Source organism: Mycobacterium sp. 852002-51613_SCH5001154 (genome assembly GCF_001667425.1).
In the GTDB taxonomy this organism is placed as follows: Bacteria; Actinomycetota; Actinomycetes; order Mycobacteriales; family Mycobacteriaceae; genus Mycobacterium.
Window position 1 is genome coordinate 70,355 of the sequence record NZ_LZII01000055.1, and the last position, 22,362, is coordinate 92,716.

Consider the following 22,362-nt stretch of genomic DNA (forward strand, 5'->3'; position numbering starts at 1 on the left):
GACTGCGCCGTTATGGTGAGATCGTTGCGTGCACAGACGGTCTGGGCGCCGATCGGACGAGAGACGTTGAACGACAAGCATATTGGAACTGCTCACTTGGACGGCCCGTGACGCGAGATGATCCTGCGGTAGCGGTGTTGGTGTTCGGCGATCGGCGCGTACCGCGGCCGCTGACCGGCGTGCCGGTTCACTCGGCCGACATCGATGCCGCGATCGGCCCCTACCGGCGGGTCGTCGTGGTGGGCGCCGACGCCGACCTGGCCGCCGTGCTGACCGGGCTGCTGCGCGCCGGCCGGCTCGACATCGAGGTGGCCTACCTGCCGCGCCGCCGCACCCGCGCGACCCGGATCTACCGCCTGCCCGTCGGGCGGCGCGCGGCGCGGCGCGCCCGGCGGGGGGCCGCGCGGCGCGTGACCCTGGTCCGCGACGAGACCGGGTCGGTGATCGTCGGGCGGGCCGGCTGGCTGCCGGCCGAGGGTCGCCGCCTGCGCGGCGAGGCCGTCGTCGACGACACCGTGTTGTTCGACGGTGACGCCCCCGCCGTCGACGTCGAGCCGACGCTGGCCGTCCCGGGCCTGCGCGCCCGCGTGGCGACGGGCTGGCGCCGCTGGGTCCCCGGCCGCGCCGTCCAGCTGGGGAGCACCGGCGTCACCGTGGTGCGCGACGGCGTGCTCGCGCCCCGCCCGGCGCGCCGGTCGACGTTCTACCGCAACGTCGAAGGCTGGCTGGCGGTCCGCTAGTTTTCGGCGCCCGGTCACGTTTCGGGCCTGCGGGATGTCAATGTCGTGAGATCTCTGGTCAATGAAGGGGAACCCGATGGCAACAACAAGCCGCCGGCTCAAAAGAACTGCCCGGCTGCTGGATCTGGCCCAGCTCGGCAACGCGCACTGGCTGTTCGGCAACATCTACGAAGCGGTCGTCAAGATCCCGGAGCGGCTCGCCGCCGAGCGGCGGGACACAGCCCCTGGTTCCGGGCGGGGCTCACCATCGGTCCTCGCGCCCGGCAGCCCGCTGCGTTACTACGCCCCCGTCGCGCCCATCACGTTGGCAGCGACTGCCGCGGCCGTGAGCACGGGTTGGGAAATCGAAGGCGCCAGGTGCTGGCTGGCGCTGACGGCGAGTTGCTCGCTTGCCGGTATGGCCATCAGCGGCTACCTGATCCGGACGGTGAATCTCCGGGTGATGTTCGCCGATACGCAACCTCCACCGGCCGAACGGGACGCGCTCATCGGGAGGTGGTATCGGCTCAACGTGATTCGCGTCGCGACCGCGGCTGGCGCGTTGTTGGCCGCGAACCGGGCGGGCGCGATGATCACCGAACGCAACGGCCGGCTGGCGGTCCGCTAGTTTCGACCGGTGAGCCTGCCCGCCCGGCGCGAATCGGTCCGACCCAGCCCCATCTTCCTGGCCCTCGTCGGCCTGACGGCGGCCGGCGGCGTGCTGGCCTGGCTGGCCGGCAGCACTGTGCGGCCGCTGGCGTATTTCGGGGTGTTCACCTTCGTGATCGCCGGCTGGTTGGTGTCGCTGTGCCTGCACGAATTCGGCCACGCCGTGACCGCCTGGCGATTCGGCGACCACGACGCCGCCGTGCGCGGGTACCTGACGCTGGATCCGCGGCGCTACAGCCATCCCGCGCTGTCGCTCCTGCTGCCGATGGTGGTCATCGCGCTGGGCGGGATCGGCCTGCCGGGCGCCGCGGTGTACGTGCGGACCTGGTTCATGCCGCCGAGCCGGCGCAGCCTGGTCAGCCTCGCGGGGCCGGCCGCCAATCTGGTGCTGGCGGTGCTGCTGCTGGCGCTGACGCGATTGTTTTACGACCCCTTCCACCAGGTGCTGTGGGCGGGGGTGGCGTTCCTGGGCTTTCTGCAGCTGACCGCGGTGGTGCTCAACCTGCTGCCCATCCCGGGCCTGGACGGCTACGACGCCCTGGAGCCGCACCTGAGTCCGGAGACGCAGCGCGCGGTGGCGCCGGCCAAGCAGTACGGCTTTTTCATTCTGCTGTTCCTGCTCCTGGCCGCCAGCCATTGGTTCTTTCAGATGGTGCTCTGGCTGTTCGAGTTCTCCGGCGTGCCGACGTGGCTGGTGTCGGCGGGCAACGCGCTGACCCGCTTCTGGAGCCGCTGGTTCTGACACTTGCCATATATGCGTGGATCCGCATATATTGCACGGCATGGGCGCCGGTCACAATCACAGTCCCGCCGAGACCGACGGGTCCCGGTTGATTCCCCGCATGATCGCCGCCGCCGCAATTCTGGCGGCGTTTTTCGTCATCGAGTTGACCACCTCGTTGCTGATCAACTCGATCGCGCTGCTGGCCGACGCGGGCCACATGCTGACCGACGTCGTCGCCGTCTTCATGGGCCTGGCCGCCGTGACGCTGGCCCGGCGGGGCAGCTCGTCACCGTCGCGCACGTACGGCTGGCACCGGGCCGAGGTGTTCACGGCGGTCGCCAACGCGGGGCTGCTGATGGGGGTCGCGCTGTTCATCCTCTGGGAAGCCCTCCAGCGGCTCAGGGAAACCCCGTCGGTCCCCGGGGTGCCGATGATCGTGGTCGCACTGGCCGGGCTGCTCGCCAACCTGGTGGTCGCGCTGCTCCTGCGGTCGCACTCGGGGCAGAGCCTGGCCGTCAAGGGCGCCTACATGGAGGTGGTCGCCGACAGCGTCGGCAGCCTGGGCGTGCTGATCGCCGGTGTGGTGACCGTGACGACGCGCTGGCCGTATGCCGACGTGGTGGTCGCCGTGCTGGTCGCGCTGTGGGTGCTGCCGCGGGCGATCTCGCTGGCCCGCGACGCGTTGCGGATCCTCTCCGAATCGTCGCCGACCCACATCGACGTGGAGGAGCTGCGCTCGGCGCTGGGCGCCGTCGACGGCGTGTGCGAGGTGCACGACCTGCACGTCTGGACGCTGTCGCCCGGCAAGGACATGTGCACCGCGCACTTGCGAAGCACCGGCGACTCCACCCGGGTGCTCCACGACGCGCGTGCGGTGCTGTCGGCCCGCGGGCTGCAGCACGCGACCGTCCAGATCGACACCCCGGGCGACGCGGGGTGTTCGGAAACCTTCTAGAGGCCCAGCGCCGGGCGCGCCTCGGGGTCGCAATCGTCGAGCAGGTCCAGGCAGCGCAGGTACTCGTCGGGCTCGCCGATCGTGTCGGCGGCCCGCGCCAGCGCCGCCACGCACCGCAGGAAGCCGCGGTTCGCCTCGTGCGCATACGGGACCGGACCGAAACCCTTCCAGCCGTTGCGCCGCAGCTGGTCCAGGCCGCGGTGATAGCCGGTCCGGGCGTACGCATAGGCGGTGATGGCCTGGTCGTCGGCCAGCGCCTGCTCCGCCAGTGCCGCCCAGGCCACCGACGCCGACGGGTGCGCGGCGGCGACGATCCCGGCCTTCTCGCCGGCGAGCAGTTCCGCCTCGGCGTCGGGATCGCCCGGCAGCAGCGTCGGGTCAGGTCCCAGAAGGTCTCGCGGCGGTGTCATGGCTCCTATTCTGCAGCTGCCCCGTTTCGCCGGGGTGGCGGACCTCGACCATCGCCCCATCGAGGGGGGCGGGTCGCTAAGCTCTCCAACTACCCCACCCGATAGCGGAGGACAGCCGTACTCATGCCCCAGCCACCCGAGCCCGACCGCGGCGGCGCGCCGAATCCGCCCGGGCACGAATGGGCCGCGCAATCAGGCGAGGACGCGACCGAGAGCGTCCCGCTGGTACCGAGCGACTCCGAGACCGAGACCGTGGTGATCAGACCCGATTCCGGCGGCAACCCGGCGGATCCCCAGGAGGACGCGGACGGCCAGCAGCGCGAGCGCCGCTTCACCGCGCCAGGTTTCGACGCGAAAGAGACCACGGTGATCGCCACCACCCCGGAGCCCGCCACCGAGGTGTTCCACACACCGCCGGAAGGCCAGACGGCACAGTTCGGTCAGCCCGCCAAACCGGCTGTGCCGCAATCGATCCCGCCCCGGCTGGGGGGAAAGCTCCGCACGTCCCGGCAGTTCAACTGGGGCTGGGTGCTGGCGCTGGTCCTGATCGTGCTGGCCCTGGCCGCGATCGCGATCCTGGGCACGGTGCTGCTCACCCGCGGCAAACACACAAAGGTGTCGCAGGAAGACCGGGTTCGGACCACGATCCAGAGCTTCGACACCGCGATTCAAAAGGGCGACCTGACCACGCTGCGCACCATCACCTGCGGCACCACCCGCGACGGGTACGCGGACTACGACGAGCACTCGTGGGACGAGACCTACCGCCGGGTCTCGGCGGCCAAGCAGTATCCGGTGATCGCCAGCATCGACCAGGTGGTGGTCAACGGCCAGCACGCCGAGGCCAACGTCACCACGTTCATGGCGTATGAGCCCTCGCTGCGGTCGACCCGCAGCCTGGACCTGCAGTACCGCGACGAGCAGTGGAAGATCTGCCAGTCCCCCAGCGGCTAGCCCCGTTCGTACCCGCCGAGTGTGCGGCTAGCTTCACACTCGCGAGGCCGGCGGGCTAGCTCGAGCCCACGGACTTTCCGGCGCAGTGCAGGTCGTCGCAGGCCTCCACCACGCGCTCGGTCATCGAGGCCTCGCCCTTCTTGAGGTAGCTGCGCGGGTCGTAGACCTTCTTGGCGCCCACCTCGCCGTCGACCTTCAGCACGCCGTCGTAGTTGCTGAACATGTGGCCGGCGATCGGGCGGGTGAACGCGTACTGGGTGTCGGTGTCGACGTTCATCTTCACCACGCCGTAGCGCAGCGACTCCTCGATCTCGGACTTGAGCGAGCCCGACCCGCCGTGGAAGACGAAGTCGAAGGGCTTGGCGCCGTCGGGCAACCCGAGCTTGGCCGCGGCGACCTGCTGCCCTTGCGCCAAAATGTCGGGGCGCAGCTTGACGTTGCCCGGCTTGTAGACGCCGTGCACATTGCCGAACGTCGCGGCCAGCAGGTACTTGCCGTGCTCCCCGTGGCCCAGGGCGTCGATGGTCTTCTCGAAGTCCTCCGGCGTGGTGTACAGCTTGTCGTTGATCTCGTGGGCGACGCCGTCCTCCTCGCCGCCCACCACGCCGATCTCGATCTCCAGGATGATCTTGGCGGCCGCGGCCTCCTTGAGCAGTTCCTGCGCGATGACCAGGTTCTCGTCGATCGGCACGGCCGAGCCGTCCCACATGTGCGACTGAAACAGCGGGTCCTGACCCGCGGCCACCCGTTCGGCCGATATCGCGAGCAGCGGCCGCACGTAGCTGTCCAGCTTGTCCTTGGGGCAGTGGTCGGTGTGCAGCGCGACGTTGATCGGGTACTTGGCCGCCACGACGCGGGTGAACTCGGCCAGCGCCACCGCGCCGGTCACCATGTCCTTGACCCCCAACCCGGAGGCGAATTCCGCACCGCCCGTGGAGAACTGGATGATGCCGTCGCTGCCGGCGTCGGCGAAGCCCTTGATCGCGGCGTTGACCGTCTCGGAGGAGGTGCAGTTGATGGCCGGGAAGGCGTACGAGTTCTCCTTGGCACGTCCCAGCATCTCGGCGTAGACCTCGGGGGTGGCGGTGGGCATGGGCTCCTCCTGGCGACTGGACCCGTCCAGTATCGCAACACCGGTATGTTGAAGCATCGTGAGCACCACCGTGACGGCCCTGCCGCACATCTTCGACCCGATGTACTGGTTGGGCGCCGACGGAGTCTTCGGATCCGCGGTGCTGCCCGGCATCCTGGTCATCGTCTTCATCGAGACCGGCCTGCTGTTTCCGCTGCTGCCCGGCGAATCGCTGTTGTTCACCGGTGGCCTGTTGGCCGCGGGTGCGAACCCACCGGCCAGCATCTGGGTGCTGGCCCCGGCCGTCGCCCTGGTGGCGATCCTGGGCGATCAGACCGGGTATTTCATCGGCCGGCGGATCGGCCCGGCCCTGTTCAAGAAGGAAGACTCCCGGTTCTTCAAGAAGCACTACGTGACGGAGTCGCACGCCTTCTTCGAGAAATACGGGCCGTGGGCGATCATCCTGGCGCGGTTCGCGCCGTTCGTCCGAACGTTCGTCCCGCCGGTCGCCGGGGTGTCCTACATGCGCTACCCGGTGTTCCTGGGCTTCGACATCGTCGGCGGCATCCTGTGGGGTGGCGGGGTGACGCTGGCGGGCTACTTCCTGGGCAACGTGCCGTTCGTGCACCACAACCTGCAGAAGATCCTGCTGGTGATCCTGGTGATCTCGCTGACGCCGGCGTTCATCGCGGCCTGGCGAAGCTACCGGGCCCGCCGGCGGGGGCCGGCGGCCGGGGAGCCCGACTCAGGACACCCGACTCCTGCGGTACGCAACGAAAGCGTCTAGCAGTTCCGGTCGGTCGATCGAGCTCTGCTGCACGGCCTCGCCCGGCGCGGCGCCCAGCAGGATCCGCTTGATCGGGATTTCCAGCCGTTTGCCGGTCAGCGTCCGCGGTATGCCGGGGACCGCCAGGATGTCGTCGGGCACGTGGCGCGGGGAGGCGTGCTGGCGAATGGCCGCCACGATCCGCGACCGAAGCCCGTCGTCGAGTTCGGCGCCGTCGGCCAGGGTCACGAACAGCGGCATCCAGTAGCCGCCGTCGTCCTGCTCGACCCCGACCACCAGGCAGTCACCCACCTCGGGCATGCCCTCCACGGCGGTGTAGATCTCGGCGCTGCCCATCCGCACGCCCAGCCGGTTCAGGGTGGCGTCCGAGCGACCGTGCACCACAACGGATCCCCGATCGGTGATGGTGATCCAGTCGCCGTGACACCACACCCCGGGGTACTTCTCGAAGTAGGCGGCCCGGTACCGGCTGCCGTCGTCGTCGTTCCAGAAGAACACCGGCATCGAGGGCATCGGCTCGGTGATCACCAGCTCGCCCTCTTCGCCGATGACCGGATGGTTTGGCCCGACCCAGGATTCGATGGCCGCGCCCAGGCAGATGCACGACAGCTCACCGGCCACCACCGGCAGGATCGCGCAGCCGCCGATGAACGCGGTGCAGACGTCGGTGCCGCCGCTCATCGAGATCACCGGCACCGACCGGCCGAGTCCCTCTTGGACCCAACGGAATCCGGACGCCGGCAGCGGCGAGCCGGTGGAACCGACGGCGCGCAAACCGTCCAGCGGGTACGTCGCCCCCGGCTTGAGCTCCTTCTTCGCGCAGGCCAGCAGGTAGCCCGCCCCGGCGCCGAGCACGTTGACTTGCGCCTCGGCGGCGACCCGAAAGAGGCCGTCGGTGCCCAAATGCGTTGGGCTGCCGTCGTAGAGCACGATCGTGGTGTCGGCCAGCAGCCCGGACAGCTGCAGGTTCCACATCATCCAGCTCGTCGAGGAGTACCACAGGAAGCGCTCGCCGGCGTGCAGCTCCAGTTGCAGGCTCAGGTATTTGAGGTGCTCGAGCACCACGCCGCCGTGACCGTGCACGATGCCCTTCGGCTTGCCGGTGGTGCCGGACGAGAACATCACCCACAGCGGGTGCGCGAACGGCACGGGGGTGATGTCCAGCTCGGCGTCCGATTCCACCGCCGTCGCCCACACGACGCTGTCGCCGTCGGCCGCGAGGCCGAGCCGCGGCACCACCACGGTGGCCCGCAGGCTGGGCATCGCCGACCGGATCGTGTCCAGCTCCGCGCGCCGGTCGATGCGCTTGCCGTCGTACACCGACCCGTCGGTGGCCACCAGCACGGCCGGCTCGACCTGGCCCAGGCGCGCTATCACGCCGTCGACGGCCACGTCCTGGTTGCACACCGCCCAGCTCGCGCCCACGGCGGCGGCGGCCAGGGCGGCGACGGCGGCCTCGGCGACGTTGGGCAGGTAGCCGACGACGGCGTCCCCGGGCCGCACCCCGAGGCCGCGCAGGTAGGCGGCGAACGCGCCGGTCTCCCGCCGCAGCCGCGCCCACGACCATTCGCACGAGCCGTCCTCGCCGACGACGATCATGGCGGGCCGCTCGTCGGTGGCGTGCCGGAAGATCTCGGTGGCGTAGTTGAGCGTGGCGCCGGGGAACCACTCGGCGCCGGGCATGGCACGGTTGCCCAGCACCGCGCGGGGCGCGCTGTCCGCCTCAATGTCGAAGTAATGCCAGACGGCGTCCCAGAACCACTCGATGTCCTCGACGGACTTGCGCCGCAGCGCGTGGTAGTCGCCGTAGTGGCCGCGGCCCGTCTCGGCGAGCCACGCCATGAAGTGGGTGAGGTTTGCCTGGGCCAGCGTGGCCTCGTCGGGAATCCAGCTGCCGGGCTCGGTCACGTCGCACTCCCTGCGGTCACGGCGGTGACGTTACAGGCGGCCTCCATCAGCATCCACCCCGACAGCTGCACCGACAGGTCCCGTTCGGCCACGTCGGAACTGTTCACCGCGCCGTCGACGAACTGCGCCTCCCCGGCGGCCTGGCTGGGCAGCTGCGCGTCGCGGTCCCAGAACGGGCCGAACAGCGGCAGCCCGTCCACCGTCTGGCGGTAGTCCCACGCCGACTTCGCGCTGGCCAGCACGATCCGCCGGGCGGTGTCGCGGGCCGCGGCGTCGTCGGCCGAATCACCCGGCAGGCCGGTGGCGACCAGCGCGAGGTAGCGGGCGGTGACCCCGGAGAACAGGCCGCCGTCCCCGCCGCCGGCGCCGGCCAGCACGCCCGTCGGCGCCATGTGTTCGGCGACGGCCGCGACGAGCCGGTGCACCCGGGGCGCGTGCCGATCGTCATGGGTGCGTGCCGCGAGTTCCGTTTCCAGGCCGAGCACCACGCCCTGGCAATAGGTGTACTGGGCGCGGACCAGGGAGCCGGCCTTGACGCCGTCGAACACCAGGTGCGTCTCCGGGTCGATCAGGGTCTCGTCGATCCAGTCGGCCATCTGCTGGGCGCGCCGCATCCGGTCGGAATAGCGGGCCAGGAAGATCCCCGCCGGGCCGTTGGCCGGGGCGTTGAAGAACTGGTCCTGCTTGCGCCACGGGATCCCGCCGCCGTCCTCGGGCACCCACGCGTCGAGGAATTGCTCGGCCAGCTTGGGCAGGGCGCGGTGGCGTTCGACGCCGGCTATCCGGGCGGCGCGTTCCAGCGCCAGCGCCAGCCAGGCCATGTCGTCGTAGTAGCTGTTGGTCCAGCGAAAGTTGTTGCGCAGCCGGTGCGAGCGGACCTGCCGGTTGATCTTGGCGTGCCGTGCGGGTTGCGGGTCGCGCAGCTGCGCGTCGACCAGGCAATCCAGCAGGTGCGCCTGCCACCAGTAGTGCCAGGTGCCGAACATCCGGTCGCGCCGGGTCGGCGGCCAGGCCACCACGCCCAGCTGGGTCCCGGGCAGCCCCCACAGCCGTTTCAGGTGTCGTTGCGCGACAGCGGCTTCGGAGCTGGCTGCCCGGTTGGCCCATAGCTGATCCATACCGCCGATCCTGCCTCATACTGAAATATGCGCTACCGGCAAACCATTTCGGGGACCACGCACACCTTCTCCGGCCTGGTCGACGTGATGGCTAAGGCGACACCGTTGCGCTCCGGGGACCAGCTCGCGGGCTGCGCCGCCGGCTCCGACGCCGAACGGGCGGCGGCCGCGTGGGTGCTGGCCGACATACCGCTGGCGACGTTCCTCACCGATGTGGTCGTGCCGTACGAGACCGACGAGGTCACCCGGCTCATCATCGACGGCCACGACCCCGAGGCGTTCGGACCGATCGCGGACTTGACCGTGGGCGGCTTCCGCGACTGGCTGCTGGATGCGGCGTCCCGCGACGACGGCGCGGCGCGGATCGCCGCGATCTCCCCCGGGCTGACACCGGAAATGGTTGCCGCGGTGTCGAAGATCATGCGCAACCAGGACCTGATCCTGGTGGCCGCCGCGACGACGGCCACCGCGGCCTTCCGGACCACGATCGGTTTGCCGGGCACGCTCGCGACCCGGTTGCAGCCCAACCACCCCACCGACGACCCCCGCGGCATCGCGGCGGCGCTGCTCGACGGCCTGCTGATGGGCTGCGGTGACGCGGTGATCGGCATCAACCCGGCGACCGACTCGCCGCACGCGGCGTCTGAGCTGCTGCACCTGCTCGACGACATTCGCCAGCGGTTCGCGATCCCCGTCCAATCCTGCGTGCTGTGCCACGTCACGACCACGATGGAGCTGATCGACCGGGGCGCGCCCGTCGACCTGGTTTTCCAGTCGATCGCGGGCACCGAGGGCGCCAACTCCTCGTTCGGGACCTCCATCGGCATGCTGATGGAGGCCAACGAGGCCGCCCGGTCGCTGCGCCGCGGCACCGTCGGCGACAACGTCATGTATCTGGAGACCGGGCAGGGCGCGGCCCTGTCGGCCGGTGCCCACCTGGGCGTGGGGAACCAGCCGGTCGATCAGCAGACGCTGGAGGCGCGGGCCTACGCGGTGGCCCGGGCGCTGCAGCCGCTGTTGATCGACACCGTCGTCGGATTCATCGGACCCGAGTACCTCTACGACGGCAAGCAGATCATCCGCGCCGGACTCGAAGACAACTTCTGCGGCAAACTGCTCGGCCTGCCGATGGGCGTCGACGTCTGCTACACCAACCACGCCGAGGCCGACCAGGACGACATGGACACGCTGCTGACCCTGCTCGGCGCGGCGGGCACCGCGTTCGTCATCACGGTTCCCGGCGCCGACGACATCATGCTCGGCTACCAAAGCCTGTCCTTCCACGATGTGCTGTACGTGCGAAAAGCGTTGGGGCTGCGGCCCGCACCCGAATTCGAAGCATGGTTGGCCGGCCTGGGCATGGTCGACGCCGACGGCCGGATCCTGCCCGTCGACCTCGCGACGTCGCCGCTGCGGGCGCTGGCAGCCGGCTGATGGACGACATCTGGGCACCCCTGCGCGCCACCACGCAGGCGCGCATCGGGCTCGGGCGGGCGGGCAACTCGCTGCCGACCCGCCGCGTCCTGGAATTTCAGGCGGCGCACGCCGCGGCCCGCGACGCCGTGCACGAGCCACTCGACGTCGAGGGCCTCATCGCGCGGCTGCGCGACGTCGGAATCGACGAGCCGCTCCGGGTGTGCAGCCGGGCGGCCTCGCGCGGCGAATACCTGCGCCGGCCCGACCTCGGCCGCAGCCCGGCCGACTTGACGGGTCTGCGAAAGACCAAGGCGGACATCGGTTTTGTCCTCGCCGACGGGCTCTCACCGCGCGCCCTGACCGATCATGCGGCGGGCATGGTCGACGCGCTGGTCCGCGAATTCGACGGCCGATACCGGATTGCGCCGCCCGTCATCGCGACCCAGGCGCGCGTCGCGCTCGGCGACCACATCAGTCAAGCCCTAGGCGTCGCAACGGTTCTCGTGCTCATCGGTGAGCGCCCGGGCCTGTCGGTCGCCGACAGCCTGGGCATCTACTTGACGCATCGGCCGAAGCCGGGGCTCACCGACGCCGACCGCAACTGCATCTCCAACATCCATCCGCCCGACGGCCTCGACTACCCGGCGGCGGCGGCGGTCGCCGCGGGGCTGGTGGCCGGGGCCCGCGAACTCGGCCACTCGGGCGTCGCCCTCAAAGACACGACGCGATCAGCAATAGGCCTAGCCCAGTCGGCGGCCGCGCCGGCAGAAATAGATCGGCCGTCCTAACGCCGGCGGCCGAGCATCCAACCCAGCACCAGCGCGGCGAGCACGGCCAGCACCAGCGGGGCGTACCTCTTGAGCTGGTCGCCGCCGGCGAGCTCGAGCAGGTCGATCGGCGCGGGCTCCGCGGCAGGGGCCGCGTGTCGCGGCTCGGGGACGGGTCCGACCTGCGTGGGACCCTCCGGCGTGGCCGGCGCCGCCACACTCTGCGCGGCCAGTTCGGCTTCGAGCGATTCCACGAACTGGCCCAGCAGCTTCTCCGACACCTGCTGCAGCATGCCGCTGCCGAACTGGGCCAGCTTGCCCGCGATCTTGAGGTCGGTGTCGACGGTGACGCCGGTGCGCTCGCCGTCCTCGTAGAGCTGGGCGGTGACCGTGGCGGCCGCGTTGCCGGTCCCCCGCGTCTCCTTGCCCTTGGCGTCGATGACCGCCCGGTACTGGCCACGGTCGTGCTCGACGAAACGCACCTTGCCGCTGAACTCGCTGGTGACCGGCCCAACCTTCACCTTGACCTTGCCGAGGTAGTCGTCCGCCTCGTGGCCGGTCAGCGCCGCCCCGGGCATCAGCGGGATCACCTGCTCGAGGTCGCTCAGCACGTCCCAGGCCCGGTCGATGGGGGCGCTGACGGTGAACCGGTTGGCGATCTTCATGCGGGGTCCTCTCGTGGGCGGCGGCGACGGCGTCGGCACTAGCCTACGGGCGACACTACGGAAGTAGAGTGGGGTCCCCGGCGTCGTGGTGGATGCGCCCGGCGATCTGAGCCAGCGGGCGGCCCCCGCCGCCCCAGCGCTTGGCGACGATGTCGGCGGCGATCGAGACCGCGGTCTCCTCCGGGGTGCGCGCGCCGAGGTCCAGCCCGATGGGGCTGGAGAGCCGGCCCAACTCGGCCTCGGTCAGGCCGGCGGCTTTGAGCCGGTTCAGGCGGTCGTCGTGGGTGCGCCGCGACCCCATCGCCCCGACGTAGCCGACCTGGGGCAGGCGCAGCGCGACCTCGAGCACCGGCACGTCGAACTTGGGGTCGTGGGTGAGCACGCAGATCACCGTGTGGCGGTCGACGGCGGCCGCCTCGGCCTGGGCGGCCAGATAGCGGTGGGGCCAGTCGACGACGACGTCGTCGGCCGTCGGGAAGCGCGCCCGGGTCGCGAACACCGGTCGGGCGTCGCACACGGTGACGCGGTAGCCGAGGAACGAACCCTGCCGGGCCAGCGCGGCCGCGAAGTCGATCGCGCCGAACACCAGCATCCGCGGCGGCGGGGCATAGCTGGCCACGAAGACCTCCATGCCGTCGCCGAGCCGCTGCCCGTCGGGCCCGTACTTGAGGACGTCGCTGCGCCCCAGCGCGAGCAGGCCGCGCGCGTCGTCGGCGACCGCGGCGTCGGCACGGGCCGAACCCAGCGATCCCGCCATCCCGTCGGGCCGGATGACCACCCGCCGGCCCACCCAGGACGGGTCCGGGTGCGCGATCACGGTCGCGGTCGCCACCGCGCGGCGCTCGGCGATGTCGTCGGCCACCGCGCCGAGTTCGGGAAACGACGCGCGTGAAACCGGCTCGACGAAGACGTCGATGACGCCGCCGCACGTCAGGCCGACGGCGAAGGCGTCGTCGTCGCTGACGCCATAGCGTTCCAGCCGCGCGGCCCCGGTTTTCGTCGCCTCGGTCGCGAGCTCGTACACCGCGCCCTCCACGCAACCACCCGACACCGACCCGGTTACCGAGCCGTCCGGCGCCACCACCATCGCGGCCCCCGGCGGACGCGGCGCGGACCGGAAGGTGCGCACCACCGTCCCCAGCCCCGCGGTGTCGCCAGCGCGCCAGATCGACATCAGCTCGGCAAGCACGTCACGCACTCGTCCAACGTAGGCGGACAGGCATGACCCGGCTTGACTTCGGGTGTGAATCGTTGGCGTTGAGTGTGCGTGGAGGGCGGCGACACGCCGAGAATGCCCGCCCCGAGCGCACACTCGACGCGGACGGCCGCTACCAGGCCCGGGACAGGTCCGCGTGCTGCCGAATCCAGGCGTGCATCGCGATACCGGCGGCCACGCCGGCATTGATGCTGCGGGTCGAGCCGAACTGGGCGATCGACACCGTCGTGGCCGCGCCCGCCCGGATGTCGTCGGTGATGCCCGGCCCCTCCTGACCGAACACCAGCAGGCACTCCCGCGGCAGCGCGGCCTCCTCCAGACGGGCCGCCCCCGGCACGTTGTCCACCGCGACCACCGTCAGCCCGGCGCGCACGGCGAAGTCCAGCAGTTCGGCGGTGCTGTCGTGGTGGCACAGCCGCTGGTAGCGGTCGGTCACCATGGCGCCGCGGCGATTCCAGCGCCGCCGGCCCACGATGTGCACGGTGTGCACCGCGAAGGAGTTGGCGGTGCGCACCACCGAGCCGATGTTGGCGTCGTACCCGAAGTTCTCGATCGCCACATGCAGGGGGTGCCGCCGCCGGTCGATGTCGGCGATGATCGCCTCCCGCGTCCAGTACCGGTACGCATCGACGACGTTGCGAGTGTCGCCCTCGCGCAACAGGACTGGGTCATACCGCGGGTCGTCGGGCAGCTCGCCCGCCCAGGGCCCGACCCCGCCGGCCGGTGCGCCCCACTCGGTCGGCCCCGGATCGCTCATCGCGGTGTCCACACAGCGGCGTGGGTGCCGTCGACGGCCACCGTCGCGTAGAGCAACGCCTCGTTGATCTCGCCCTGGGTGCACAGCGACGCGCTGACGTGCACCGCGTCCAGCGAGGCGTCGGGCAGGATCAGCACCGACGACCCGTACGCCGCGCAGGCCGGGTTCAGTCCGGCGCCGGGCAGCGTCGGCGACGCGAGCAGCATCAGCGGCCCTCCGCGTTTGGCCGAGTCGTCGCGGTACCGGGCCGCCAGCCCGTCGGCCTCCAGGCCCAGCAGCATATAGCCGTTCCCGTTGAACGCCGCGGGGTCGCCGAGCTGCGCCTTGGTCACCGGGGCGCCGTCGGCGCGCCAGGCCGACAGGCTGGTGGTCTTGACCGCCAGGCCGGTGTCGTTGGCGTTGGTGGGCATCAGCCCCACCGGGAAGGCGGCCGGGTAGGCCGCCGAGGTGTTCGGGATCCGGTCGCGCGGCGAGTAGCTGTACACACCGCGGACCTGACTCCGATCCTTCAGTGGCCCAAGGCAAACCGTGCCGGTCAGCCGGTCACCGGGCGCCGACAGCGGCGAGTGGACGTCGGGCACTTTGGCCGTCCCGCGGTCGCAGCTGCCCAGTCCGGTCGACTCGATCGGATGCGACAGCGCGCCGTAGAGGCCGAACCGGAGGTCCTCGGCTTTGGCCCGTGGCGCGTGCGAGTCGGCCGCGGAGGCGTCGACGTCGATGAGCACGTAGTCGCCGTCCCAGCGCATGTTCGACACCGCCATGTTCCAGCCCAGCAGCGAAAGCGACTCCCCGAGCCGCGCGCCCTGGGCGCCGTAGGGGCGAACCGGTTGGCTGGACCCCGAGCAGCCCGTCAGCAGGGCCAGCGCGCAGGCCGCTACCGCGAAGAGGTGCGCACGGCGATGCAACCTAGCCCAGCCCCAGATCGGCAAGGCCCAGCACGCTGCGATACGGCAGGCCCTCGGCCTGGATGGCCTCGGCGGCGCCGGTCGAGCGGTCCACGACCGTGGCCACCCCGACCACCTGGCCGCCCGCCTCTTGGACGGCGCGCACCGCCGTCAGCGCCGACGCGCCCGTGGTGCTGGTGTCCTCGACGACCAGCACCCGCTTACCGGCGACCTCGGATCCCTCGATAAGGCGTTGCAGCCCATGGGTTTTCGCGGACTTGCGCACCACGAACGCGTCGATCGGGCGGCCCGGCGCGTGCATGACGGCAGTGGCGACCGGGTCGGCACCCAGCGTCAGCCCGCCGACCACGTCGTAGTCCCAGTCGTGGGTGAGGTCGCGCATCAGGGTGCCGATCAGGGCGGAGGCCCGGTGGTGCAGGGTCGCGCGGCGCAGGTCGACGTAGTAGTCGGCCTCCTTGCCGGACGACAGCGTCACCTTGCCGTGCACCACCGAAAGCCGGCGCACCAGGTCGGCCAGCTCCTCGCGCAGGTCAGGTCCGGCCACGGCCACCGCCGATCCGCTTGGTCACGGCCCGCATCAGCGTCCGCGGGATCATCCGTTCCGCGGCGATGATCGCCTTGTATTGCAGGCCGGGGATGCTGATCACCTTGCCGCGGGCGATGTCGGCCAGGCTCTGGTTCACCACGTCGTCCACCTCGAGCCACATGAACGACGGCGACTTGGCCATGTCGATCCCGGCTCGGGCGTGAAATTCCGTGCGCACGTAGCCCGGACACACGGCGTGCACTCCCACGCCGGTGCCCTGCAGGCCTACGGACAGGCCCTCGCTGAACGAGATCACCCACGCCTTGGACGCCGAGTAGGTCGACCCGCGTCCCGGCACCAGGCCGGCGACGCTGGCGATGTTGATGACGGTGCCGGCGCCCGCGTCGAGCATGGCCGGCAGGGCCGCGCGGGTGAGGTGCATGACCGCGGTGACGTTGACGTCGAGCTGCGATTGCAGCAGCGCGGGGTCGGTGGCCCAGAAATCGCCCGAGGTGCCGAAGCCCGCGTTGTTCACCAGGACGCGGACGCCCTGGGCCAGGCGTTCGCAGACCTTGTCGCGACCGGCGGCGTCGGCCAGGTCGGCGGGCAGCACCTCGACGTTGCCGGCCCGGCCCTCCAGCTCGCGCGCCAGTTCGTGCAGCCGGTCGACGTCGCGGGCGACCAGGACCAGGTCGTAGCCGTCGCTCGCATAGCGTCGCGCGAAGCCGGCGCCGATCCCGGACGTGGGCCCGGTGATCAGGGCGACAGGACGAGGCATGAGCGACATCCTAATGACGGCGGCCGCGCCGCCCATCCGGCGCCCGGCGCGCCGTCAGTGCTGATAGTTGGTGGCCTGGTGGCCGTTGCGCCCGGCCGGCGGCGGGCGGCGAACGGCGTCCGAGCCGCGCTGCTCCCGGCGTATCGGCTCGGCCGGCCGGCGAGCAGGAGCGTCGCCCAGCAGCCCCGTGACGTCCTGCTGCGCGCGCCGGGGCGGCAACTCCGCGCGGCCGGCCGGGGCCAGCGGGCGGCTCGGCGACGCGTTGCGCAGCCCCGCGGGCGCGCCCGCCTCCTGCTGGGTTTCCTCCGGCAGCGGCGGCAACACCCGCAGCAGGTCGTTGAACTGCCGCACGGTGCGCAGCCCCTCGTCCCACTGGGTGCGGGTGCTGGTGATCGGCAAGGCGACCAGCGTCCAGTTCTGCTCGTTCCACATGATCTCGGCGCAATCCGGTGCGGTGTGCGCGAAGGTGACCATGCGGCGGTCGCATGCGCGCCGGGCGGCGTCCAGGTTGGTGGAGTACACCATCCGCGGGCCGATCGCACCGAGCAGCCAAATGTCGCTCTCCCGCGGCTCTTTCAGTCCCTTGAGCCGCAGGTCCACCACGACGTTGGTGCCCACCTTGCGGTGCAGCGCGATCACGGTGGCGACCTCCTCGAGGTCGAAGATGTAGACGGCCTCGCCGCGGATCTGGCCCAGCACCACGTTCTCGGCGGCGATGTCGCCCACGGTCGAGATCACACCGCGCTTCCAGCGCTTGAGGATGTCGGCCGATTCACGCTCGTAGTCGAACCCGTGCGACCGCGCCCACGACCTGCGGCGCCTGCTGCGTCCGCGGCGTCGATCGAGGTCGACGTACAGCAACACCCCCGCGCCGACGAAGCACAGCGCGGACAGCGTGAACCAAAGGGGGACCATCCCACACAGGGTATCTGCATTTCCGCCGGAATAAAGAAGTCCGGCTGGTCACAACCCAATTACAGCGTGGCGGGTCGCCACCACTGGGACGGTCCCCCGGGGTCAGCCCAGGATCAGCGAATCGCCGTCCGGGCTGACGTTCACCGGAACGGTGTCGCCGTCGTGCACGTCGCCGGCCAGCAACAGCTTGGCCAGCTGGTCGCCGATGGCCTGCTGCACCAACCGGCGCAGCGGCCGGGCGCCGTAGACCGGGTCGAACCCGCGCTGGGCCAGCCACTGCTTGGCCGGCAGCGACACCTCCAGCGTGAGGCGGCGCTGCGCCAGCCGCTTCTGCAGCTGGGCCAGCTGGATGTCGACGATCGACACCAGCTCGCCGGGCTCGAGGCCGTGGAAGATGATCACGTCGTCGAGCCGGTTGATGAACTCGGGCTTGAACGCCGAGCGCACCGCGGCCATCACCTGCTCCTCGCTGCCGCCCGACCCGAGGTTGGACGTCAGGATCAGGATGGTGTTGCGGAAGTCGACCGTGCGGCCCTGCCCGTCGGTGAGCCGGCCCTCGTCGAGCACCTGCAGCAGCACGTCGAACACGTCCGGGTGCGCCTTTTCGATCTCGTCGAACAGGATCACCGTGTACGGCCGCCGCCGCACCGCCTCGGTCAGCTGACCACCCTGGTCGTAGCCGATGTAACCCGGAGGGGCGCCGACGAGCCGTGCGACCGAGTGCTTCTCGCCGTACTCGCTCATGTCGATGCGGACCATCGCGCGTTCGTCGTCGAACAGGAACTCCGCCAACGCCTTGGCCAGCTCGGTCTTACCGACACCGGTCGGCCCGAGGAACATGAACGACCCGGTCGGCCGGTTGGGGTCGGCGACGCCGGCCCGGCTGCGGCGCACCGCGTCGGAAACCGCGGTCACCGCCTTCTTCTGGCCGATGACGCGCTTGCCCAGCTCGTCTTCCATGCGCAGCAGCTTGGCGGTCTCGCCCTCGAGCATCCGCCCGGCCGGGATGCCGGTCCACGCCGACACCACGTCGGCGATGTCGTCGGGTCCGACCTCCTCCTTGAGCATCACGTTCTCGCGCGCCTCGGCGTGCGGCAGCGCGGCGTCGAGTTTCTTCTCCACCTCGGGAATCCGCCCGTAGCGCAGCTCGGCGGCCTTGGCCAGGTCGCCGTCGCGCTCGGCGCGCTCGGACTCCCCGCGCAGCGTGTCCAACTGCTCCTTGAGCTCGCGGACCGCGTCGATCGCGCTCTTCTCGTTCTGCCAGCGGGTGGTCAGCTCGGCCAGCTTCTCCTTCTGGTCGGCCAGCTCGGAGCGCAGCTTCTCCAGCCGCTCCTTGGACGCCTCGTCCTCTTCCTTGGCCAGCGCCATCTCCTCGATCTCGAGGCGGCGCACCAGGCGCTCGACCTCGTCGATCTCGACGGGCCGCGAGTCGATCTCCATCTTCAAGCGCGACGCGGCCTCGTCGACCAGGTCGATGGCCTTGTCCGGCAGGAAGCGGGCGGTGATGTAGCGGTCGCTCAAAGTGGCCGCGGCGACCAGGGCCGAGTCGGTGATGCGCACACCGTGGTGCACCTCGTAGCGGTCCTTGAGCCCGCGCAGGATGCCGACGGTGTCCTCCACCGACGGCTCGCCGACCAGCACCTGCTGGAAGCGCCGCTCCAGCGCGGCGTCCTTTTCGATGTACTTGCGGTACTCGTCGAGCGTGGTGGCGCCGACCAGCCGCAGCTCGCCCCGGGCCAGCATCGGCTTGATCATGTTGCCGGCGTCCATGGCGCCCTCGCCGGTCGCGCCCGCCCCGACGATCGTGTGCAGCTCGTCGATGAACGTGATGATCTGCCCGGCGGAGTTCTTGATGTCGTCGAGGACGGCCTTCAGCCGCTCCTCGAACTCGCCGCGGTACTTGGCGCCGGCCACCATCGAGCCGAGGTCCAGGCTGATGACGGTCTTGTCGCGCAGGCTCTCCGGCACGTCGCCCGCCACGATCCGCTGGGCCAGGCCCTCGACGATCGCGGTCTTGCCGACGCCGGGCTCACCGATGAGCACCGGGTTGTTCTTGGTGCGCCGCGACAGCACCTGCACCACGCGGCGGATCTCGTTGTCCCGCCCGATGACCGGGTCGAGCTTGCCTTCCCGGGCGCGGGCGGTCAGGTCGGTCGAGTACTTCTCCAGCGCCTGATAGGTGGCCTCGGGCTCGGGGCTGGTGACGCGGGCGCTGCCGCGGACCTTGACGAAGCCGTCGCGCAGGGCCTGCGGCGACGCGCCGTGGCCGGTCAACAGCTTCGCGACGTCGGAATCACCGGTGGCCAGACCGACCAGCAGGTGCTCGGTCGAGACGTACTCGTCGTCCATCTCCACGGCCAGGTGCTGGGCGGTGGTGATGGCGGCCAGCGATTCGCGCGACAGCTGCGGCTGCGAGCTGGCGCCGCTGGCCTGCGGCAGCCGTTCGACCAGGTGCTCGGCCTCGGTTCGAATTGTCGCGGGCTGGACGCCGACAGCCTCCAACAGCGGTCCCGCGATGCCGTCGGCCTGCGTGAGCAGGGCCATCAGCAGGTGCGCGGGGCGGATCTCGGGGTTGCCGGCGGCCGAGGCCGCCTGAAGCGCCGAGGTCAGGGCCGCTTGCGTCTTGGTTGTCGGGTTGAAAGAGTCCACGACGCCTCCGTTCGCATAAGTAGGGAAAATGCTTGTCGCGTTGTTCAACGCCGTCAAGGTTGAGTGTGTTCCGCTCAACTCTAACGAGTTTTGGACGATATGGTGCGCGGGGTACCCACCTGGCGATGACGCAGACCGAACCGCACCAGGAGCGGGCCGAGGCGGGCCGCGTCCGCGGCGCGTTCCGGCTGGCCATCGTGGTCGCCGGGCTGTCGCTGGCGGGACTCGCCGTAGCCGGGTTCCGCACCGACCTCGGCGGGGCCGGACCGTCGGCGACCGTCCCGGAGTCGGGCACGTTGCAGGTCAACGGCACCGGCACGTCGAAGACCATCCGCTGCCAGGGCGGCTACCTGTCAGTCAGCGGCCAGACCAACACCGTCACCGTCACCGGGCACTGCACCAGCGTCAGTGTCTCCGGCCACGGCAACCGCGTCGCGGTCGACAGCGCGGACGCGGTCAGCACCTCCGGGACCGGCAACGCGGTCACCTTCCACTGGGGGTCACCGAACGTCGTCAACGCCGGGACGACCAACACCGTCAAGCAGGGCTGAGCCGGTCACGGGCGATAGCCGGCCGGCAGGTCCAGCTCGTCCACGTCCGCGGTCAGATAGCGCTGCACGCTGGGCGCGATCAGCGCGACCACCTCGTCGGTGCCGAGATCGGCCAGCGGGCCCACCTTCATCACATAGCGGAACAGCGCGGTGCCGACCAGGTTGGTGCCGGCGAGGTTGGCCCGCAGCAAGGTGTCCGGACCCTCACCCAGGACGCCGGAGATGGCCGCCATCACGTAACCGCGCATGAAATCGCGGAAGGCCTCGTGCGCGTCGGAATTCAGCATCGCCGAGTGCATCATGGCGACCATGGTCGGCCCGGTCTCCGGCTCGTCCCAGATCTGCAGGTAGGCCCGCACCAACCGGGCGCCGATGTCGGCGCGCGAGCCGCCGGTCATCGCGGCGACCAGCACGCCGCCATCCAGGACCAGCCGCATCGACTCACGGAACAGCTCGGCCTTGGACCCGAACAGGTACAGCACCATCGCGGCGTCCACGTGGGCGTCCTCGCCGATCTCACGCAGCGTCGTCTTCTCGTAGCCCTGGGCGGCGAATCGCTGCTTGGCCGCGCGGAGCACCACATCCTTCGACACGGGCTCGCCCTGGCGGCGGCCCCTGCGCTTTCGCGCATCGGATGGGGAAGCAGCAGGTGACGGCATACGACGACGGTATCATTTCATTAATTGTTGAAAATATCCCGACGGCCGGCGCGCCTAGAATCGGGCCCCGTGGGGCTCGAGGACACCGAAGCGTTGCGGGTGCTGCGCGACGCCTTCGCGCAGCAGGAGTCGGGCCCCGGCAACGAACTCGTCCGCCGGTTCTACACCCACTGGTTCGGCATGGACGTGTCGGTACGCGACCTGTTCCCGCCCGAAATGGGCGGGCAGCGGATCGCTTTCGCCCACGCCCTGCACTGGGTGTACGGCGAACTCGTCGCCCAGCGCGCCCAGGAACCGGTCGCCTTCCTGGCTCAGCTCGGTCGGGACCACCGCAAATACGGTGTGCTGCCCCAGCATTACGACACGTTGCAGCGCGCGTTGTTGTCGACGTTGCGCACCCATCTCGGCGATGCCTGGACCGACTCCGTCGACGAGGCGGCCGACCAGTCGCTCAACCTGATCGTCGGGGTGATGCGCGGCGCCGCGGACGCCGAGGAGGGGCCCGCCTGGTGGGACGGCACGGTCATCGAACACATGCGAGTCTCCCGCGACCTTGCGGTGGTCCGGCTGCAGCTCGACCGCCCGATGGACTATCACGCCGGCCAGTACGTCAACGTCCACGTCCCGCAGTGCCCGCGCCGCTGGCGGTACCTGTCGCCCGCCATCCCGGCGGATCCCGGCGGCGGCATCGAGTTCCACATCCGCGTGGTGCCCGGCGGCTTGGTCAGTACCGCCATCGTCAACGAGACCCGGCCCGGCGACCGGTGGCGGCTGTCCAGTCCGCACGGCGGTCTGCGGGTCGACCGGGACGGCGGCGACGTGCTGATGGTCGCCGGTAGCACCGGGCTGGCACCGCTGCGGGCGCTGATCATGGACCTGAGCCGGTACGCGGTGAACCCGCGGGTGCACCTGTTCTTCGGCGCCCGCTACCGCTGCGAGCTCTATGACCTGCCCACCCTGTGGCAGGTGGCGTCCCACAATCCATGGCTGTCGGTGTCGCCGGTGTCGGAGTACAGCGCCGACCCGGCATGGGCCGCCGACTATCCCGACTGCACGCCGCCACGCGGCCTGCATGTGCGGCAGACCGGCCGGCTCCCCGACGTGGTGACCAAATACGGCGGGTGGGGCGACCGGCAGATCCTGATCTGCGGCGGGCCGGCGATGGTGCGGGCCACCAAGGCCGCCCTGATCGCCAAAGGCGCTCCGCCGGAACATATCCAGCACGACCCACTGTGGAGGTAA

General features: G+C 70.5%; 23 protein-coding genes. 10 read left to right on the plus strand and 13 right to left on the minus strand.

Translation table 11 applies throughout. From position 1 onward, the window contains the following. Window positions 1-107: 107 nt before the first annotated feature. The 4 genes from A5750_RS15140 (at window position 108) to A5750_RS15155 (ending at window position 3,067) form a co-directional block, all read left to right on the plus strand. Window positions 108-740, plus strand: coding sequence for a peptidase M50 (locus A5750_RS15140; RefSeq protein ID WP_066954648.1), 633 nt, complete (start codon window positions 108-110; stop codon window positions 738-740). Window positions 741-816: 76 nt separating this feature from the next. Then, window positions 817-1,347, plus strand: coding sequence for a DUF1772 domain-containing protein (locus A5750_RS15145; protein WP_066954651.1), 531 nt, complete (start codon window positions 817-819; stop codon window positions 1,345-1,347). 9 nt (window positions 1,348-1,356) lie between these two features. Beyond that, complete coding sequence (locus A5750_RS15150) at window positions 1,357-2,130, plus strand: site-2 protease family protein (protein ID WP_066954653.1); 774 nt, start codon at window positions 1,357-1,359, stop codon at window positions 2,128-2,130. A gap of 40 nt (window positions 2,131-2,170) precedes the next feature. After that, the gene (locus tag A5750_RS15155) at window positions 2,171-3,067 is read left to right on the plus strand and encodes a cation diffusion facilitator family transporter (protein WP_067263828.1); all 897 of its coding nucleotides are present in this window, start codon (window positions 2,171-2,173) and stop codon (window positions 3,065-3,067) included. On the opposite strand, the gene A5750_RS15160 is transcribed toward A5750_RS15155, so the two are convergent. Then, a complete protein-coding gene (locus A5750_RS15160; RefSeq protein ID WP_067263832.1) occupies window positions 3,064-3,477 on the minus strand; it encodes a DUF3151 domain-containing protein in 414 nt (137 codons plus the stop codon). The genes A5750_RS15155 and A5750_RS15160 overlap by 4 nt on opposite strands. 123 nt (window positions 3,478-3,600) lie before the next feature. Between A5750_RS15160 and A5750_RS15165 the strand changes: the two genes are divergently transcribed. After that, window positions 3,601-4,431 carry a hypothetical protein gene (locus A5750_RS15165; protein ID WP_067263835.1) on the plus strand — a complete coding sequence of 277 codons (831 nt, stop codon included), beginning with the start codon at window positions 3,601-3,603 and terminating at the stop codon, window positions 4,429-4,431. Between the two features lie 55 nt (window positions 4,432-4,486). Here A5750_RS15165 and fbaA read toward each other — a convergent pair whose 3' ends face one another. Continuing rightward, entirely contained in the window at window positions 4,487-5,524 is a 1,038-nt protein-coding gene (fbaA, locus tag A5750_RS15170; protein ID WP_067263887.1) for a class II fructose-bisphosphate aldolase, read from the minus strand. A 58-nt stretch (window positions 5,525-5,582) separates the two neighbouring features. Between fbaA and A5750_RS15175 the strand changes: the two genes are divergently transcribed. After that, window positions 5,583-6,290, plus strand: a complete 708-nt coding sequence (locus A5750_RS15175; protein WP_067263838.1) for a DedA family protein — start codon at window positions 5,583-5,585, stop codon at window positions 6,288-6,290. Here the strand turns inward: A5750_RS15175 and A5750_RS15180 are convergent. Together A5750_RS15180 and A5750_RS15185 are read right to left on the minus strand one after the other, a co-directional pair. Continuing rightward, the gene (locus A5750_RS15180; RefSeq protein ID WP_067263841.1) at window positions 6,249-8,198 is read right to left on the minus strand and encodes an acetoacetate--CoA ligase; all 1,950 of its coding nucleotides are present in this window, start codon (window positions 8,196-8,198) and stop codon (window positions 6,249-6,251) included. The genes A5750_RS15175 and A5750_RS15180 overlap by 42 nt on opposite strands. Beyond that, the gene (locus A5750_RS15185; protein WP_067263844.1) at window positions 8,195-9,316 is read right to left on the minus strand and encodes a glycoside hydrolase family 76 protein; all 1,122 of its coding nucleotides are present in this window, start codon (window positions 9,314-9,316) and stop codon (window positions 8,195-8,197) included. The genes A5750_RS15180 and A5750_RS15185 overlap by 4 nt, the downstream gene beginning before the upstream one ends. Before the next feature lie 27 nt (window positions 9,317-9,343). On the opposite strand from A5750_RS15185, the gene A5750_RS15190 reads away from it, so the two are divergent. Beyond that, a complete protein-coding gene (locus A5750_RS15190) occupies window positions 9,344-10,750 on the plus strand; it encodes an ethanolamine ammonia-lyase subunit EutB (protein WP_066954678.1) in 1,407 nt (468 codons plus the stop codon). Further along, window positions 10,750-11,520 (plus strand): ethanolamine ammonia-lyase subunit EutC, encoded by a 771-nt coding sequence (gene eutC, locus A5750_RS15195; RefSeq protein ID WP_067263848.1) that lies wholly within the window; start codon window positions 10,750-10,752, stop codon window positions 11,518-11,520. Before A5750_RS15190 ends, eutC begins: the two co-directional genes overlap by 1 nt. Here eutC and A5750_RS15200 read toward each other — a convergent pair. The 8 genes from A5750_RS15200 to clpB form a co-directional block, all read right to left on the minus strand. Next, a complete protein-coding gene (locus A5750_RS15200; RefSeq protein WP_066947636.1) occupies window positions 11,517-12,164 on the minus strand; it encodes an SRPBCC family protein in 648 nt (215 codons plus the stop codon). The genes eutC and A5750_RS15200 overlap by 4 nt on opposite strands. Window positions 12,165-12,219: 55 nt before the next feature. Then, window positions 12,220-13,362, minus strand: a complete 1,143-nt coding sequence (locus A5750_RS15205) for an XdhC family protein (RefSeq protein WP_197505430.1) — start codon at window positions 13,360-13,362, stop codon at window positions 12,220-12,222. 130 nt (window positions 13,363-13,492) lie between these two features. After that, window positions 13,493-14,137: an RNA methyltransferase gene (locus tag A5750_RS15210; RefSeq protein ID WP_066947719.1), complete on the minus strand. Its 645-nt coding sequence runs from the start codon at window positions 14,135-14,137 to the stop codon at window positions 13,493-13,495. Beyond that, entirely contained in the window at window positions 14,134-15,042 is a 909-nt protein-coding gene (locus A5750_RS15215) for a hypothetical protein (RefSeq protein ID WP_066947634.1), read from the minus strand. The genes A5750_RS15210 and A5750_RS15215 overlap by 4 nt, the downstream gene beginning before the upstream one ends. Before the next feature lies 1 nt (window position 15,043). After that, entirely contained in the window at window positions 15,044-15,586 is a 543-nt protein-coding gene (pyrE, locus tag A5750_RS15220; RefSeq protein WP_066947715.1) for an orotate phosphoribosyltransferase, read from the minus strand. After that, window positions 15,573-16,346, minus strand: a complete 774-nt coding sequence (locus A5750_RS15225; RefSeq protein WP_066947712.1) for an SDR family oxidoreductase — start codon at window positions 16,344-16,346, stop codon at window positions 15,573-15,575. The genes pyrE and A5750_RS15225 overlap by 14 nt, the downstream gene beginning before the upstream one ends. 54 nt (window positions 16,347-16,400) lie before the next feature. Further along, the gene (gene ttfA, locus A5750_RS15230; RefSeq protein ID WP_066947631.1) at window positions 16,401-17,261 is read right to left on the minus strand and encodes a trehalose monomycolate transport factor TtfA; all 861 of its coding nucleotides are present in this window, start codon (window positions 17,259-17,261) and stop codon (window positions 16,401-16,403) included. Between the two features lie 102 nt (window positions 17,262-17,363). Continuing rightward, the gene (gene clpB / locus A5750_RS15235; RefSeq protein WP_066947628.1) at window positions 17,364-19,910 is read right to left on the minus strand and encodes an ATP-dependent chaperone ClpB; all 2,547 of its coding nucleotides are present in this window, start codon (window positions 19,908-19,910) and stop codon (window positions 17,364-17,366) included. 125 nt (window positions 19,911-20,035) lie between these two features. Here clpB and A5750_RS15240 point away from each other — a divergent pair, with 125 nt between their 5' ends. Further along, a complete protein-coding gene (locus A5750_RS15240; RefSeq protein WP_082948129.1) occupies window positions 20,036-20,461 on the plus strand; it encodes a DUF3060 domain-containing protein in 426 nt (141 codons plus the stop codon). Window positions 20,462-20,466: 5 nt separating this feature from the next. Here the strand turns inward: A5750_RS15240 and A5750_RS15245 are convergent, their stop codons facing one another. Continuing rightward, the gene (locus A5750_RS15245; protein ID WP_082948130.1) at window positions 20,467-21,120 is read right to left on the minus strand and encodes a TetR family transcriptional regulator; all 654 of its coding nucleotides are present in this window, start codon (window positions 21,118-21,120) and stop codon (window positions 20,467-20,469) included. A 69-nt stretch (window positions 21,121-21,189) separates the two neighbouring features. On the opposite strand from A5750_RS15245, the gene A5750_RS15250 reads away from it, so the two are divergent. After that, a complete protein-coding gene (locus A5750_RS15250; RefSeq protein WP_066947617.1) occupies window positions 21,190-22,362 on the plus strand; it encodes an FAD-binding oxidoreductase in 1,173 nt (390 codons plus the stop codon).